Genomic DNA, 15868 nt, shown 5'->3' with positions numbered 1-15868 from the left:
GTTCGCTATGTCTGACGACATGTCTTCGCTTTCGCCTTCGTCAGCAGGCGAACAGGGTGTACTACGTTCTATGCAGGAGGTTGCGATGAGCTCCCAGGAAGCCAGCAAGATGCTGCGCACTTACAATATTGCCTGGTGGGGCAATAACTACTACGACGTTAACGAGCTGGGCCACATCAGTGTCTGCCCGGATCCGGACGTCCCGGAAGCGCGCGTGGATCTCGCTAAACTGGTGAAAACCCGTGAAGCGCAGGGTCAGCGCTTGCCTGCACTGTTCTGCTTCCCGCAGATCCTGCAACATCGCCTGCGTTCTATTAACGCCGCGTTCAAACGCGCGCGGGAATCGTATGGTTATAACGGCGACTATTTCCTCGTTTACCCGATCAAGGTCAATCAGCACCGTCGCGTGATTGAGTCCCTGATCCACTCCGGCGAGCCGCTGGGCCTGGAAGCAGGCTCTAAAGCGGAGCTGATGGCGGTTCTGGCGCACGCGGGCATGACCCGGTCGGTGATCGTCTGTAACGGCTATAAAGACCGCGAATACATTCGTCTGGCGCTGATTGGCGAGAAGATGGGCCACAAGGTCTATCTGGTGATCGAGAAGATGACCGAAATCGCGATCGTGCTGGAAGAGGCCGAGCGTCTGAACGTGATCCCACGCCTTGGCGTGCGTGCGCGACTGGCGTCGCAGGGTTCCGGTAAATGGCAGTCTTCCGGCGGTGAAAAATCCAAGTTCGGCCTCGCGGCGAACCAGGTGCTTCAGCTGGTGGAAATTCTGCGCGAGCGCGGTCGTCTGGACAGCATTCAGCTGCTGCACTTCCACCTCGGCTCGCAGATGGCCAATATTCGCGACATCGCCACTGGTGTGCGTGAATCCGCGCGTTTCTACGTTGAGCTGCATAAGCTCGGCGTGAATATTCAGTGCTTTGACGTGGGTGGCGGCCTGGGCGTGGACTACGAAGGGACCCGCTCGCAGTCTGACTGCTCGGTAAACTATGGCCTGAACGAATATGCCAACAACATCATATGGGCGATTGGCGATGCCTGCGAAGAGCACGGCCTGCCGCACCCGACGGTGATCACCGAATCCGGCCGCGCGGTCACCGCGCACCATACGGTGCTGGTCTCTAACATCATCGGCGTTGAGCGTAGCGAAATCACCGAAGCCACGCCTCCGGCAGACGATGCCCCACGTTCCCTGCAAAGCATGTGGGAAACCTGGCAGGAGATGCACGAGCCGGGCACGCGTCGTTCCCTGCGCGAATGGCTGCACGACAGCCAGATGGACCTGCACGATATTCACGTCGGCTACTCGTCAGGCACCTTCAGCCTGCAAGAGCGCGCGTGGGCCGAGCAGCTCTATCTGAATATGTGCCACGAAGTGCAGAAACAGCTCGACCCGAGCAACCGCGCGCACCGTCCGATTATCGACGAGTTGCAGGAGCGTATGGCGGACAAAATGTACGTCAACTTCTCCCTGTTCCAGTCGATGCCGGATGCCTGGGGTATCGACCAGCTGTTCCCGGTTCTGCCGCTGGAAGGGCTGAACCACGCCCCGGAACGCCGCGCCGTGCTGCTGGACATCACCTGTGACTCCGACGGCGCAATCGACCATTACGTCGACGGCGACGGTATCGCAACGACGATGCCAATGCCGGAGTACGATCCGGAGAACCCGCCAATGCTGGGCTTCTTTATGGTGGGTGCGTATCAGGAGATCCTCGGCAACATGCACAACCTGTTCGGTGATACCGAAGCGGTTGACGTGTTTGTCTTCCCTGACGGCAGCGTGGAGGTTGAGCTGTCCGACGAAGGGGACACCGTGGCGGACATGCTCGAATACGTTCAGCTGGATCCGAAAAAACTGCTCACCCAGTTCCGCGATCAGGTTAAAAACACCGGTCTGGACGATGCCTTGCAGCAGCAGTTCCTGGAAGAGTTTGAAGCGGGTCTGTACGGGTACACATACCTGGAAGACGAATAAGAAAACCTCCCTCTCCCTGTGGGAGAGGGGCGGGGTGAGGGCATCAGGCCGCTGTGCCGCCGATGCCCGGTGGCGCTGCGCTTACCGGGCCTACGAATGTACGCCGGAGAAGGCGAAGCCGCCATCCGGCAGAATGCTATACTCACTTGAACCCGTATGAATTAACGGCGATAATTCGCCCCAATATGCGATTTACGAATCAATCCCTTCCTCGTCGGGTTTAACGACGCGGAGGGGATTTTTTTTCATCTGTTTTTAATGTATCGACTTTATAAGAGGTCAGGACATGAGCACTTTAGGTCATCAGTACGATAACTCTCTGGTATCTAACGCGTTTGGTTTTTTACGCCTTCCGATGAACTTCCAGCCGTACGACAGCGATGCGGACTGGGTGATCACCGGCGTACCGTTCGACATGGCAACGTCCGGTCGCGCGGGGGGACGTCATGGCCCGGCGGCGATCCGTCAGGTTTCCACCAACCTGGCCTGGGAGCACAACCGCTTCCCGTGGAACTTCGACATGCGCGAGCGCCTGAACGTGGTGGACTGCGGCGATCTGGTGTACGCCTTCGGCGACGCGCGTGAGATGAGCGAAAAATTGCAGGCGCACGCCGAGAAGCTGCTGGCGGCCGGTAAACGCATGCTCTCCTTTGGCGGTGACCACTTCGTGACCCTGCCGCTGCTGCGCGCCCACGCGAAGCACTTCGGCAAAATGGCGCTGGTACACTTCGATGCGCACACCGACACCTACGCGAACGGCTGTGAATTCGACCACGGCACCATGTTCTATACCGCGCCGAAAGAAGGCCTGATCGATCCAAACCACTCCGTGCAGATCGGCATCCGCACCGAGTTCGACAAAGACAACGGCTTCACCGTACTCGACGCGGGCCAGGTGAACGATCGCGGCGTGGACGATATTCTGGCTCAGGTTAAGCAGATCGTCGGCGACATGCCTGTCTATCTGACCTTCGACATCGACTGCCTGGATCCGGCATTCGCACCGGGTACCGGTACGCCGGTGATCGGCGGCCTGACATCAGACCGCGCCATCAAGCTGGTGCGCGGCCTGAAGGATCTGAACATCGTCGGGATGGACGTGGTGGAAGTAGCTCCGGCCTATGACCAGTCCGAGATCACCGCGCTGGCCGCGGCGACCCTGGCGCTGGAAATGCTCTACATCCAGGCGGCGAAAAAAGGCGAATAAGCCTTACGCGCTGATTGCTGCTGCGCGCCGCATGCGCAGCAGCAACATTCCCCCGGCAAGCAGGGTGACAACCTGCGAGACGACCAGCACCGAAAAGCCTGAACTGACCGACCCCACCGATCTCATCACCATCCCCATCAGCAGCGGAATAAACGCCGCGCAGATATTGCCTATCCCATTGATTATGCCGTAAGCGCTGCCCACCGCTTCCCGCGCGGCGTGATGCTGGATCACCGCCGGAATAGCCGCCCCCTGTAGCCCCCAGAAGACGTTAGCCGAAAGCATAAACAGCGCCAGCCATGCGGGTTGATGGCTGAGCATCAGTGCGATCACGGAGAGTGCCGTCAACGTACCGCCCACCACAAACAGTACCGGCGCCTGTTCCGGCCGCATTTTGTCGAGCAGCACGCCACCCAGAAACTTTGACCCCAGGCTGAGCAGGAAGGGGATCGCCGCAAGCCAGCCCGTGGCATGCAGCGAGAAGTGGTGCTCGTCACGCAGCCATGCGGGTAACCAGGCGCTGCTCCCCCAGAGATAGCTCAGGGTGGCGATTTCAACCAGCAGGATCCAGCCCAGCAGCGGCGTCTGCCAGGCCAGCGTGAAGGTGTGGACAAACCCCGGCTTTTTCGTGGTCGGGAGCTTGCGCGGCGCGGGCAGAAAACGCCAGATTAAGCCGCCGCCGAGGAGAAGGTTGATTGCCGCCAGTGCATAAAACGATCCGGCCCAGCCCAGATGCGACATCAGCCAGGTCACCAGCGGAAAGCCCACGGCCAGCCCGAGCGAGACGCCCAGCGCGGTCACGGCGTTGGGTTTGCCGATCTCTTGCGCGCTAAAGTTATCGCTGATAAAGCGCGTTTTCAGCGAAAATAGCGGTCCCTCCGCGATCCCCAGAATCACGCGGGCGAAGAGCATTCCCGTCAGCGAGCCGAGCAAAGGTGAAGCCGCGCAGACCGCGGCCCAAATCGCAATGCTGCTTAATAATCCCTGCCGATAATGAAGTTTGCTTTCAATAACTGGCGTTAATAATAAAGCGGAAAACCCATAACCCAGAAGAAAGCAGGTCATGAGCAGGCCCTGTAACATTCTGTTTTCATTTAACTGAAAATGTTCGGCAAATTCCGGGTTTAAAATCATTACCGAGATATTTACCCGATCGACGTAGGAAATAATAATGAGTAATAAAAGCGCAATCGTGCCTTGCCATCTTGCCGTCATCATGTCCGCCTTACGTTTTTTGTAACTTATATTTTTCATCAATGTGATTGTCACGGAGCTAAAATGATTCACCTGCGAAACTCTTTGTTTATTAAAGATAAATTAAAAATTCGTTTCACAGGTGAAACGCGAAAGAGGTGACGTTCATTTATTTTTAGAGAGTAAAAAGAAAAGAAGTCAATATCTTTTATTGAAAATAAGAGACCATTAAAAAAACCTATTTCTCACGCTGCAATAATGAAAATTTCATATCGCTGCATTTTTTCGTGATCCCTTGCACACTTAGTTAATTAATTGCCGATCGATTAACAAATTCGTCACATTGTCGCTTGACGAAACATTCATCGCTTTTATATTGACCGTATTAAATAAGAAACAGAGTTTCATATATGAAACAAAAGCCTGGAGGATCGTGATGAGCTGGATAGGCGTATGTGACGCAGAGCAAGTACAGGAAGATTTCCCTTTTAGCGGCAACGTCGACGGTAAAGAGATCGGCGTTTACCTGATCGACGGTGAATATTACGCGCTGGAGGACGTATGCCCGCACGCCTATGCCCTGCTGAGTCAGGGCTTCGTGGAAGACGGCAAGGTGGAATGCCCGCTGCACGAGGCGGTGTTCGACGTCAAAACCGGCCAGTGTCTGCACGGCCCCGGAGGACGCAACCTCAATCGTTACCCGGTTCGGGTCTTTGAAAACCAGATTCAGATTACCTTCGTCGAGGAGACCGTGGCATGAGCGACACGCTGAACTACAACCCGGCGCTGCCGGAAAGCCGCCAGTTTACCCCGCCGGCAGAGGGCGGTAATGGCGCCATTCATAAGCCGGGTGATTACACCAACCTGATCTGGCAGACCCGCAGCCGCGAGCCGGAAAGCTGGGAAGTGAAGCTGATTGCGACGCTGGAAGATCTCTTCGAGCAGGGCGTTGAAACCTTGCCGGAGCTGGTAAGCGGGCTGAACGCAGTGCGTATGCACGACCAGCAGGGCGAGCCGTGGAGCGACGCCAGCTTCCAGGCATTCTTACAGGTTAACGGCTACTGAGGGCAACGCGATGACGACGACCGTACAACATTATCTGGATAAAGGCCTGCGCGGCCTCTGGTATCCGGTGCTGGCGAGCTGGGAAGTGCAGTCTGCGCCGGTGGGCATCACCCGCCTGGGCGAGCAGATTGTGGTCTGGCGCAATAAAGATGGCCAGGTTCAGGCGCTGGAGGACCGCTGTCCGCATCGCGGTGCGCGCCTGTCGATGGGCTGGAACCTCGGGGACCGCATTGCCTGCTGGTATCACGGCGTTGAGGTGGCGGGCAACGGCGAAGTGAAAGACGTGCCCGCCGTGGATAAATGTCCGCTGGTCGGCCAGCAGTGCGTGCGCAGCTATAACGTGCAGGAGGCGCACGGCGCCATCTTCCTGTGGTTTGGCGTCACCGCGGACCAGCAGCCGGACGAACTGACCTTCCCGGATGAACTCGCCGACACGGAAAACTTCAGCAACTTCCTCTGCACCGCCGCGTGGAAATGTAATTACCAGTACGCGCTGGAAAACGTGATGGACCCGATGCACGGCACCTATCTGCACTCCTCGTCGCACTCGATGGCGGAAGGGGATCGCAAGGCCGACATGGTGCTCCAGCCGACCAAAACCGGCTTTATTTTCGAGAAGAAAGGGCAGAGCGGCGTCAACTTCGACTGGGTTGAGCTCGGCAACAGCGGCACCTGCTGGATGCGCCTCTCCATTCCGTACAAGAAGCGCTTCGGACCGGGCGGCCACTTCTTTATCGTCGGCATGGTGGTGCCGGAAGATAACGACAACTGCCGCGTCTTCTTCTGGCGCATCCGCCGCGTACAGGGCTGGCAGCGCGATATGTGGCGCTTCATGTACCGCAACCGTCTGGAAAAACTGCACTGGGAAGTGCTGGAGCAGGACCGCGTGGTGCTGGAGAGCCTGGCGCCAAACGCGCGCGATCATGAATACCTGTATCAGCACGACGTTGGCCTCTCGCGCCTGCGCCGCATGATGCAAAAGGCCGCCAAAGAGCAGCTGGCGATGCGTGAAGCACAGCAGGGAGCCGCCTGATGAATGGGCTGCTGAGCGGCAAGCGCATCGTGGTGACCGGCGCCGCGCGCGGGCTGGGCTACCACTTTGCCCAGGCCTGCGCGGAGCAGGGCGCGGCGGTGGTGATGTGCGACATCCTCAAAGGCGAGCTGGCCGAGAGTGCCCACCGGCTGCGCGAGCAGGGCTATGCGATCGAATCGCACGTTATCGATCTGGCCGATCAGCACTCTATCGACCAGGTGTTCAGCGCCATTGGCGAGCAAGGGCAGATTGACGGCCTGGTGAACAACGCGGCGATGGCGACGGGCGTGGGCGGCAAAAACATGCTTGATTACGATCCGGATCTCTGGGATCGGGTGATGAGCGTGAACGTCAAAGGCACCTGGCTGGTGACGCGCGCCGCCGTGCCGCTGCTGCGCGAAGGGGCAGGCATTGTGAACGTGGCGTCCGACACCGCGCTGTGGGGCGCGCCGCGCCTGATGGCCTACGTTGCCAGCAAGGGGGCCGTGATTGCCATGACCCGTTCAATGGCGCGCGAACTGGGGGAAAAACGTATCCGGATCAACGCCATCGCACCGGGGCTAACCCGCGTCGAGGCGACGGAATATGTCCCCGCCGAACGGCATCAGCTCTACGAAAACGGACGCGCGTTAACCGGCGCGCAGCAGCCGGAAGATGTCACCGGCAGCGTGGTCTGGCTGCTTAGCGATCTGTCGAGGTTTATCACCGGACAGTTGATCCCGGTCAACGGCGGTTTTGTCTTTAACTAAGGTAGGGCGATGATGGCAAACGATCAGGAAGTGAAGTATCTGGTGCCGGGGCTAGAGCGCGGTTTACAGCTGCTGTTGGCCTTTGGCGAGCAGCATCGCGATCTGACCTTTGCCGAACTGCACCGGCTGGTGGATATGCCGAAGGCCACCGCCTATCGCGTGGTACAGACGCTGGAGTACATGGGATTTCTGGAGCGCAACACGCGCACCAATACCTTTTCGCTGGGCATGAACGTGCTGCGTCTTGGCTTTGAGTACATCGCCTCGCTGGACGTGGCGCAGGTCGGCCAGCCGGTGATCGAGCAACTGCGCGACGTGAGCCAGTGCAGCAGCCATCTGGCGATCCGCGACGGGCGCGACATTATCTACATCGCCCGCGTCAGCGCCGCCGGGTCGCGCATCAACCAGGTCAGCATTGGTACCCGCCTGCCGGTGCACTGCACCTCGCTGGGCCGCATGTTATTGACCGATATTTCCCGCGCTGATTTCGAACAGCTGTTCCCGCATGAGCGTCTGCCGGGCAACACGCCGGGGCAGCTTCACGACCGCGAAGCCCTGTGGCAGATGGTGCAGCAGGACAAAGCCCGCGGGTATGTCATCGGCGAATCCTTCTTCCGCCACGGGATCTCTTCCATCGTCTACCCGGTGTATGACCGAAGCGGCCGCGTGGCGGCGGTGGTCAGCATTCTGGTGCCGTCGGAGGAGATCCCGCAGAGCGACCGCGAGCGCCTGCAAAACGAGGTTCGCCTCGCGGCGGATAAAATTTCTGGCTTCTTAGGGTATTTGTCACAGGCCAGTTAAATCAGTGAGTTAACGTCAGGCGCTTGACTGCGTCGGGCATGTTTTACGCCCAATCTGGGCCAGATGAGGCAACGAACGATGAGTGTAACCGGAATTGAAAAGCTGGAATTTGGTGTGGAAGACCTGACGCACTGCGCCAAATTTATGCGTGATTTTGGCCTGACGGGCGATGCCAGCGGCCAGCGTTTCACCACCCTGAGCGGCGCGCGCGTGGAGCTTAACCCGATCGACAGCCCCGACCTGCCGCCCGCGTTTGAAGCGGGTAACACCCTGCGCCGCATGACCTGGGCGGTTGCCAGCCAGTCTGATCTGGACGCGCTGCGCCCGAAGCTGGCGCAACAGCAAGGTTTTCGTGAAGTGGGCGACGCGCTGGAGTGCCTGGACCCGAACGGCATGACGCTGCGCGTGCAGGTGACCCAGCAAACTGACGTGGAGCTGAACGTCGAGCCGATTAACCAGTGGGGCGATGCCCGCCGTATCGACACCCCCAGCCCGGTTTACGATCGCGCCCAGCCGATCAACGTGGGGCATGTGGTGTTCTTCGTGGAAGAGCTGGCGGCAGTGGAGAAATTCTACCGCGAGGTGCTCGGCTTCCAGGTCTCGGACCGCTATATCAACCGCGCCGTGTTCCTGCGCTGCGGCGTGCGCGGCGGCCATCACAACCTGTTCCTGCTGCAACTGCCGAACCGCAAGCGCGGCCTCAACCACGTGGCCTTCACCGTGCGCGACATCCACGAGGTGATCGGCGGCGGTATCGCGATGAATAAACATGACTGGAGCACCTTTATCGGGCCGGGCCGTCATCCGGTGTCGTCGGCGTACTTCTGGTACGTCAACAGCCCGACCGGCGGGGCGTTTGAGTATTACACCAACGATGATTATCTGACGGAAAACTGGCAGCCGCGTGAGCTGGAGCATTCGCTGGTCTCCTTTACCGAGTGGGCGGTGGAAGGCGGGATTGACCACGACACGCGCCGCCAGCAGAAAAAGCCGGAGGCGGTATGACGTCGCGCATTGTCATTATCGGCGGCGGTCAGGCGGGCGGCTGGGCAGCGAAAACCCTGCGCGATGAGGGCTTCGACGGCGAAATTTGCGTGGTGGCGGAAGAGGAATGGGATTTCTACGAGCGCCCTCCGCTGTCGAAAGCGTCTCTGCTGGAGTCGGACGCGGGGCTTCCGCGCCTGTTTAGCGACGAGGCGCAGCAGGCCCTGAACCTGACCTGGTACCGGCCGCTGCGTGCTGAAGCGGTCGATCGCGATGAGAAAAAAGTCGTTCTTAGCAACGGCGAGCAGCTTAGTTACAACATCCTTTTAATCGCTACCGGCGGTCGGGCGCGCCTGCCTTCGCAGGCGTGGGCCAGCCATCCGCAGGTCTATACCCTGCGCCACTGGCAGGACGCGCAGCGTCTGAAGGCGCGTCTGGCGGAAAGTAAAAAACTGGCGATTGTCGGCGGCGGCTGGATCGGACTGGAGATTGCTGCCTCGGCGCGGAAAAGCGGCGTGGCGGTCACGCTGTTCGAGCAGCAGCCTGCCCTGTGCATGCGCTCGGTGAGCTGCGAGGTGTCGCAGCGCCTGGAGGCCATCCACCGCGAGCAGGGGGTGGATATCCGTACCGGCTGCGGCGCGCTGGAGCTGGAGGACGACGGCGGCCTGCCGGTCATCCACTGCGACGGCCAGCGTGAAACCTTTGATGCGGTGGTGGTGGGGATCGGCGTCGATCTCAATCTGGAGCTGGCGCGCGATGCGGGGCTGAAAACCGGGCGCGGGATCGTGGTGGATGCCCAGGGGCGCACCTCGGATCCGTTCATCTTTGCCGCAGGCGATGTCGCCCAGCACCATCACTACGGGCTGTGCATCCAATCCTGGGCCTTCGCCCAGAACCAGGCGGTGGCGACGGCGAAAGCGATGCTCAACCCCGATGCGCCGGGCTATGACGACGCGCCGTGGCTATGGTCGGATCAATACCAGCACAATATTCAGATCCTCGGTATTCCGCAGCCAGGCAGCAGAACGGTCGTGCGTGAAGAGGCGCTGTACTTCTCGCTGGACGACAACGGGAGGCTGACGCAGCTGGTGGCGTTCGACGATGCGCGTACCGTCAAGCTGGCGAAGCGCTGGATGGCGGCGGGGCGGGATCTGTCCGACGTGCCGCTCGCCGACCCGACCTTTTCACTGATGTCACTGCGATAGCTAACCCGCACCCGTAGGGGGAGAGATGACCACACTAGAGACTAACACCGCGCCGGTTGAGGCGAGCGGTGAGGGGACCCGCTCGCCCGAAAAAGCGGTGCGCTGGGCCATCCCGCTGTCGCTGCTGGCCTGCGTGCTGCTGGCGTTTTTCGACAAAATCAGCATCGCGGCGCTCTTTTCGGATACCCATTTCCAGCAGGCGATGGGCATTGATTTCGACACCACGCGTCTCGGCATTTTGATGAGCGCTTTCCTGCTGAGCTATGGCTTCTCATCGGTGTTTTTAAGCGGTTTAGGCGACAAAATCGCGCCGCTGCGCCTGCTCACCGGGATGATGGCGGTGTGGTGCGTGCTGATGGTGGCGATGGGCTTTACCCATAACTACACGCTGATGATCGTCCTGCGTATTCTGCTGGGCGTGGCGGAAGGACCGCTGTTCCCGCTGGCCTTCGCCATCGTACGTCACAACTTCCCGCAGCATTTACAGGCACGCGCCACCATGCTGTGGCTGCTGGGCACCCCGGTTGGCGCGGCGATTGGCTTCCCGCTCTCCCTCTGGCTGCTGAACACCTTTGGCTGGCAGAGCACTTTCTTTGTGATGGCCATGCTTACCGTGCCGGTGCTTATCTTTGTGCGTATTGGTCTGCGCGGGATCCGCCTGGAGGCAAAACCCGGCACCTCGCAGGCGTCCCGGGACGAGCGGCGCGCGGCGCGGCGTGAGCTGTTCGTCAGCCCGCACTTCTGGATCATCTGCATCTTTAACATCGCTTTCCTGACCTATCTGTGGGGCATCAACGGCTGGCTGCCGGGCTACCTGATCAAAGGCAAAGGCATTCATCTGGAGCATGCAGGCTGGCTGTCGTCGATGCCGTTCATCGCCATGCTGGCGGGGGAAGTGATTGGCGCGTGGCTCTCGGACAGGGTCGATAAGCGCGCGGCGGCCTGCTTTATCTCGATGGCGGGGGCGGCGGTGGGGCTGGCGGCGGTGATGCACCTCGATACCCCGCTGGCCGTCATCGCGGCGATGAGCTTTAGCACCTTCATGTGGGGCACAGGCGCGCCCAACATTTTCGCCCTGCTGGCGAAGGCCACCCATCCCCGGGTGAGCGCCACGGCGGGCGGCATCTTCAACGGGCTGGGAAACTTTGCGGGCGCGCTGTCGCCGGCGGTGATGGGCGCGCTTATCGCCTTCACCCACAGCATGGATTCCGGGCTGATTTTTCTGGCGGTGATGGCGGCGGTGGGCTGCGTCCTGTTACTGCCGCTGCTGAGACGTTACTGAGGAGAGTGTCATGACTGATTCAACCGTAACCAACAAAACGGGCATCAAACCCGACCATCTGACGATGGAAGAGTGGGTCGAGTCGCGCATCGCGCGCTTCGAAGGCCGTAAATACGACTGGAACGCGCTGAAGTTCCAGGCCGATTTTGACCCGAAATATCGCCGGGCGCAGATGCGCTACATCGGCACCGGCGCAACCGGCGTGGCGAACGACACCAACACCGTGCAGGCGGACCATTTTACCTTCTCCACCATGGTGCTGCCGTCGAAGTGCGAAGGGCCGCTGCACCTGCACGACGACGTGGAAGAGGTGTTCTTCATGCTCAAGGGGCAGATCACGCTGATGATCCAGGACGGCGACAACTACACCGAAACCGTGCTGCGCGAGCGTGACCTGATCTCCGTTCCGCCGGGCATCTATCGCGGCCTGTTTAACCACGGCGAAGAAGAAGCGCTGATGTGCGTCATGCTGGGGACCAACAAGCCGGAAATCCCAACCTATCCGTCCGACCATCCGCTTTCAAAAGTGAAGCGGAACTAAGGGGGCGCCATGACGGGTTTTCGTGAACAGGGAAGCGGCATTCCGCTTATGCTGCTGCACGGGATCAGCTCCGGCGCCGCCTCCTGGCACAAGCAGATGGCGCTGAACGGTTTTCGCGTACTGGCGTGGGACATGCCCGGTTACGGCGAAAGCCCGATGCTGGCCGTAGCGCGGGCGAACGCGGGGGATTACGCCGACGCGCTGGCGGCCATGCTGGATCGCGCCGGTGTCTGGCAGACAGTGCTGATCGGCCATTCCCTGGGGGCGCTGGTGGCCAGCGCCTTTGCCGCGAAGTTCCCTGAGCGCGTCATCCATCTGGTGCTGGCCGACGCCGCACAGGGGTACGGCAATGCCGCGCCGGAGCAGCGGGAGCAGGTCTGGCGCAACCGCGAGCAGCAGATGGCGCTGGGGGGCGACATCCTCGCCCAGACCCGCGCCGCGAAGCTGCTGCGCCCCGGCGCGCGCGCGGAAGATATCGCCACCGTCGCGGCGGGCATGCGGGCGCTGCGCCCGGAAGGCTATCTCGCTGCCGCGTGGATGCTGGCACATGACGATATCCACGGCTGGCTAAAGCGTTATTCCGGCAGTTTTGAAGTCTGGTGCGGCGAGCAGGATGCCATCACCCAGCCGGAACTGGTTCAGGGGCTGGCGCTGCGCTACGGCATGCCGTTTATCGCCATTCCGCAGGCCGGGCACGCCAGCTATCTCGATAACGACGCGTTTTTCAACCAACAGCTTTTACGCATTAACGAAGAGGTGCGCGATGAATGCACAAATTGACGGGCGCGTAGCGGTCGTTACCGGCGGTTCTTCCGGCATTGGCTTTGAAACGCTGCGCCTGCTGCTGGGCGAAGGGGCGAAAGTCGCCTTCTGCGGCCGTGACCCGGACCGGCTCGCCAGCGCCCATGCGACGCTGCAAAACGAATTTCCTCACGGGGAGATTTTTGCTTACCGCTGCGACGTGCTGAACGCCGACGAAGTTCAGGCCTTTGCGGATGCGGTGCAGGCGCGCTTTGGCGCGGCGGATATGCTGATCAACAACGCCGGGCAGGGCTACGTGGCGCACTTCCATGATACCCCGCGCGAGGCGTGGCTGCACGAAGCCGAACTCAAACTGTTCGGGGTGATTAACCCGGTGCAGGCGTTTCAGCCTCTGCTGGAGCAGTCCGACATTGCCTCTGTTACCTGTGTGAACTCCCTGCTGGCGCTACAGCCGGAGGAGCACATGATCGCCACCTCTGCCGCTCGTGCCGCGCTGCTGAACATGACGCTGACGCTGTCGAAAGAGCTGGTGGGCAAAGGTATTCGCGTCAATTCCATTCTGCTCGGCATGGTGGAATCCGGCCAGTGGCAGCGCCGCTTTGAAAACCGGGCGGACAAAAGCCAGAGCTGGCCGGAGTGGACGGCGGATATCGCGCGCAAGCGCGGCATTCCGATGGCGCGCCTCGGCAAGCCGCAGGAGCCCGCGCAGGCGCTGCTGTTCCTCGCTTCGCCGCTGGCCTCGTTTACCACCGGCGCGGCGCTGGACGTTTCCGGCGGCTTCTGCCGCCATTTGTAAGGACACATCATGAAAAAGGTAATGTTGATTGGTTTTGGCGCCATGGCACAGGCGGTGATTGAGCGCCTGCCCGCCGGCGTGGCTATCGGCTGGATCGTGGCGCGCGCGTCTCACCATGCCGCCATTCACGACCAGTTTGGCGATGCTGTTGAGGCGCTGACGTCGCCGATGGCGTGCGCACAAACGCCGGATCTGGTGCTGGAATGCGCCAGCCAGCAGGCGGTGGCCCAGTACGGGGAAGAGATCCTGCGTCGCGGCTGGCATCTGGCCGTCATTTCCACCGGCGCGCTGGCGGACAGCGCGCTGGAGCAGCGTCTGCTCGCTGCGGGCGGAAAAATGACCCTGCTTTCCGGTGCGGTGGCCGGTATCGACGGGCTGGCGGCGGCGAAAGAGGGCGGCCTTGAGCGCGTTACCTATCAGTCGCGCAAAAGCCCGGCCAGCTGGCGCGGCAGCTATGCTGAGCAGCTTATCGATCTGAATGCGGTGACAGAGGAAAAGGTCTTTTTTGAAGGCAGCGCCCGCGAGGCGGCGCGGCTGTTCCCGGCGAACGCCAACGTGGCGGCGACCGTGGCGCTCGGCGGCGTCGGGATGGACGACACCCGCGTGCAGCTGATGGTTGACCCGGCAACGAAACGCAATACCCACACGCTCCATGTGGAAGGATTGTTCGGCGAGTTTCATCTGGAGCTGAGCGGACTGCCGCTGGCTTCTAATCCTAAAACCTCCACCCTGGCGGCACTGAGCGCGGTGCGCGCCTGCCGCGAGCTGGCCCTGAGCTGAGGAGAGACGATGGACGATCTGAAGATTTTTATCGGCGGCCAGTGGCGACACGGCGGCGGCAACCCGATGCAGAGCCACTTCCCGGCAGACGGGTCGATCAACGCGACGCTGAACGCCGCCAGTCTGGATGACCTGGAGGAGGCGGTAGACGCCGGAGAGCGCGCCTGGCGCGATCCCGCATGGCGTAACAGCCTGCCGCATATGCGCGCGAAGATCCTGCATAAGGTTGCCGATCTCATTGAATCCCGCGTCGACGCGCTGGCGCAGATGCAGAGCCGTGATAACGGCAAGCCGCTGGCGGAAGCGCGCGGGCTGGTGATGAGCGCGGCGGGAACGGCGCGCTACTTTGCCGCCGCCTGCGAGCTGCTGGAAGGGGAACTGCCCACGCCGCGCCAGCCGGATCTGCTGACGCTGAGCCGCTATGAGCCGCTCGGCGTGGTAGCGGCCATCACGCCGTGGAACTCGCCGATTGCCAGCGAAATGCAGAAGGTCGCACCGGCGATTGCCGCCGGAAACGCGGTGATCCTCAAGCCGGCCGAAGCCACGCCGCTGATGGCGCTGGAGCTGGCGCGGATTTTTGAACAGGCCGGGCTGCCTGCCGGGCTGCTGAGCGTGCTGCCGGGCAAAGGCTCGGTGATTGGCGATGCGCTGGCGCGCCATCCTCGCGTGCGCAAAATCTCCTTTACCGGTGGAACCACCACGGGCCGCCATCTGGCGCACGTGGCGGCGGAAAAACTGATCCCGGCCTCGCTGGAGCTGGGCGGCAAATCGCCGACTATTGTGCTGGAGGATGCTGATATCGAACAGGCCGCGCGCGGGATCTGCTATGGCATTTTCAGCTCGGCGGGGCAGGCGTGTATCGCCGGGTCGCGGCTGTTTATCCACGAGAGCATTTACGCCCCGCTGATGGCGAGGCTGCTGGAATTAACTCGCGGGCTGCGCGTCGGACACCCGTTTACCGACGGCGTGCATGTCGGACCGCTGATCGGCGAAAAACATCGCCAGAGCGTGATCGAGTACGTCGAACTGGCGAAGCGCGAAGGGGGCCGCGTGCTGTGCGGCGGTGAGATACCCGCCGATCCCGCTCTGGCAAACGGCAGCTTTTTCCTGCCCACGATTATCGAAGGGCTGAGCAACAGCGCCCGCGCCTGTCAGGAAGAGATCTTCGGCCCGGTGCTGGTGGCGATGTCGTTTGGCGATGAAGCCACGCTTATCCGCGAGGCGAACGACTCGGTTTACGGCCTGGCGGCGGGGATCTGGACGCGCGATACCGGGCGCGCCCTGCGTCTCAGCGAGCAGCTGGAGGCTGGCACGGTGTGGATCAACACCTACAAAGTCTTTGCGATTTCGACCCCGTTCGGGGGCTTTAAAGAGAGCGGTCTGGGCCGCGAGAAGGGTATTCAGGGGCTGAAAGCCTGGATGCAACAAAAGAGCATTTATCTGGCGACGGGTAACAGCGTCAACCACTGGTGCGACTGAGAAAGG

The 15868-nt window shown here is 61.0% G+C and carries 16 protein-coding genes; 15 read left to right on the top strand and 1 reads right to left on the bottom strand.

The window, feature by feature from the left end; genetic code table 11:
* The first annotated feature begins 7 nt into the window (after positions 1-7).
* Both speA and speB read left to right on the top strand, forming a co-directional pair.
* Positions 8-1984 carry a biosynthetic arginine decarboxylase gene (gene speA / locus ACQG1Y_RS19315; RefSeq protein WP_017382922.1) on the top strand — a complete coding sequence of 659 codons (1977 nt, stop codon included), beginning with the start codon at positions 8-10 and terminating at the stop codon, positions 1982-1984.
* A 286-nt stretch (positions 1985-2270) separates the two neighbouring features.
* A complete protein-coding gene (speB, locus tag ACQG1Y_RS19310) occupies positions 2271-3191 on the top strand; it encodes an agmatinase (protein ID WP_017382921.1) in 921 nt (306 codons plus the stop codon).
* 3 nt (positions 3192-3194) lie between these two features.
* Here the strand turns inward: speB and ACQG1Y_RS19305 are convergent, their stop codons facing one another.
* Positions 3195-4406 carry an MFS transporter gene (locus ACQG1Y_RS19305; RefSeq protein ID WP_414234752.1) on the bottom strand — a complete coding sequence of 404 codons (1212 nt, stop codon included), beginning with the start codon at positions 4404-4406 and terminating at the stop codon, positions 3195-3197.
* A gap of 415 nt (positions 4407-4821) precedes the next feature.
* Between ACQG1Y_RS19305 and ACQG1Y_RS19300 the strand changes: the two genes are divergently transcribed.
* The 13 genes from ACQG1Y_RS19300 (at position 4822) to ACQG1Y_RS19240 (ending at position 15862) form a co-directional block, all read left to right on the top strand.
* Entirely contained in the window at positions 4822-5145 is a 324-nt protein-coding gene (locus ACQG1Y_RS19300) for a Rieske (2Fe-2S) protein (RefSeq protein WP_003860044.1), read from the top strand.
* Positions 5142-5450: a recombinase-like helix-turn-helix domain-containing protein gene (locus tag ACQG1Y_RS19295; RefSeq protein ID WP_017382919.1), complete on the top strand. Its 309-nt coding sequence runs from the start codon at positions 5142-5144 to the stop codon at positions 5448-5450. Before ACQG1Y_RS19300 ends, ACQG1Y_RS19295 begins: the two co-directional genes overlap by 4 nt.
* Positions 5451-5460: 10 nt before the next feature.
* Positions 5461-6483 carry an aromatic ring-hydroxylating oxygenase subunit alpha gene (locus tag ACQG1Y_RS19290; RefSeq protein ID WP_017692695.1) on the top strand — a complete coding sequence of 341 codons (1023 nt, stop codon included), beginning with the start codon at positions 5461-5463 and terminating at the stop codon, positions 6481-6483.
* The gene (locus ACQG1Y_RS19285) at positions 6483-7232 is read left to right on the top strand and encodes an SDR family oxidoreductase (RefSeq protein WP_017382918.1); all 750 of its coding nucleotides are present in this window, start codon (positions 6483-6485) and stop codon (positions 7230-7232) included. Before ACQG1Y_RS19290 ends, ACQG1Y_RS19285 begins: the two co-directional genes overlap by 1 nt.
* A gap of 12 nt (positions 7233-7244) precedes the next feature.
* The gene (locus ACQG1Y_RS19280) at positions 7245-8033 is read left to right on the top strand and encodes an IclR family transcriptional regulator (protein ID WP_003860053.1); all 789 of its coding nucleotides are present in this window, start codon (positions 7245-7247) and stop codon (positions 8031-8033) included.
* 78 nt (positions 8034-8111) lie between these two features.
* A complete protein-coding gene (locus ACQG1Y_RS19275; RefSeq protein ID WP_368740899.1) occupies positions 8112-9038 on the top strand; it encodes a VOC family protein in 927 nt (308 codons plus the stop codon).
* Complete coding sequence (locus tag ACQG1Y_RS19270) at positions 9035-10222, top strand: NAD(P)/FAD-dependent oxidoreductase (protein WP_368740898.1); 1188 nt, start codon at positions 9035-9037, stop codon at positions 10220-10222. The genes ACQG1Y_RS19275 and ACQG1Y_RS19270 overlap by 4 nt, the downstream gene beginning before the upstream one ends.
* Positions 10223-10247: 25 nt before the next feature.
* Positions 10248-11504 carry an MFS transporter gene (locus ACQG1Y_RS19265; protein ID WP_164692021.1) on the top strand — a complete coding sequence of 419 codons (1257 nt, stop codon included), beginning with the start codon at positions 10248-10250 and terminating at the stop codon, positions 11502-11504.
* Positions 11505-11514: 10 nt separating this feature from the next.
* Complete coding sequence (locus ACQG1Y_RS19260) at positions 11515-12045, top strand: cupin domain-containing protein (protein ID WP_017382915.1); 531 nt, start codon at positions 11515-11517, stop codon at positions 12043-12045.
* Between the two features lie 9 nt (positions 12046-12054).
* A complete protein-coding gene (locus ACQG1Y_RS19255) occupies positions 12055-12825 on the top strand; it encodes an alpha/beta fold hydrolase (protein WP_368740897.1) in 771 nt (256 codons plus the stop codon).
* The gene (locus ACQG1Y_RS19250) at positions 12809-13603 is read left to right on the top strand and encodes an SDR family oxidoreductase (protein WP_015571822.1); all 795 of its coding nucleotides are present in this window, start codon (positions 12809-12811) and stop codon (positions 13601-13603) included. Before ACQG1Y_RS19255 ends, ACQG1Y_RS19250 begins: the two co-directional genes overlap by 17 nt.
* Positions 13604-13612: 9 nt before the next feature.
* The gene (locus tag ACQG1Y_RS19245; RefSeq protein WP_047741534.1) at positions 13613-14383 is read left to right on the top strand and encodes an aspartate dehydrogenase; all 771 of its coding nucleotides are present in this window, start codon (positions 13613-13615) and stop codon (positions 14381-14383) included.
* A gap of 9 nt (positions 14384-14392) precedes the next feature.
* Complete coding sequence (locus tag ACQG1Y_RS19240; protein ID WP_032669257.1) at positions 14393-15862, top strand: aldehyde dehydrogenase; 1470 nt, start codon at positions 14393-14395, stop codon at positions 15860-15862.
* The last annotated feature ends 6 nt before the right edge of the window (positions 15863-15868 follow it).

It is taken from the genome of Enterobacter cloacae complex sp. 397G4, assembly GCF_050031515.1.
Lineage (GTDB): Bacteria > Pseudomonadota > Gammaproteobacteria > Enterobacterales > Enterobacteriaceae > Enterobacter > Enterobacter hormaechei_C.
The sequence above is the reverse complement of the archived record's forward strand: the minus strand, read 5'-3'. Positions and strand labels throughout refer to the sequence as shown.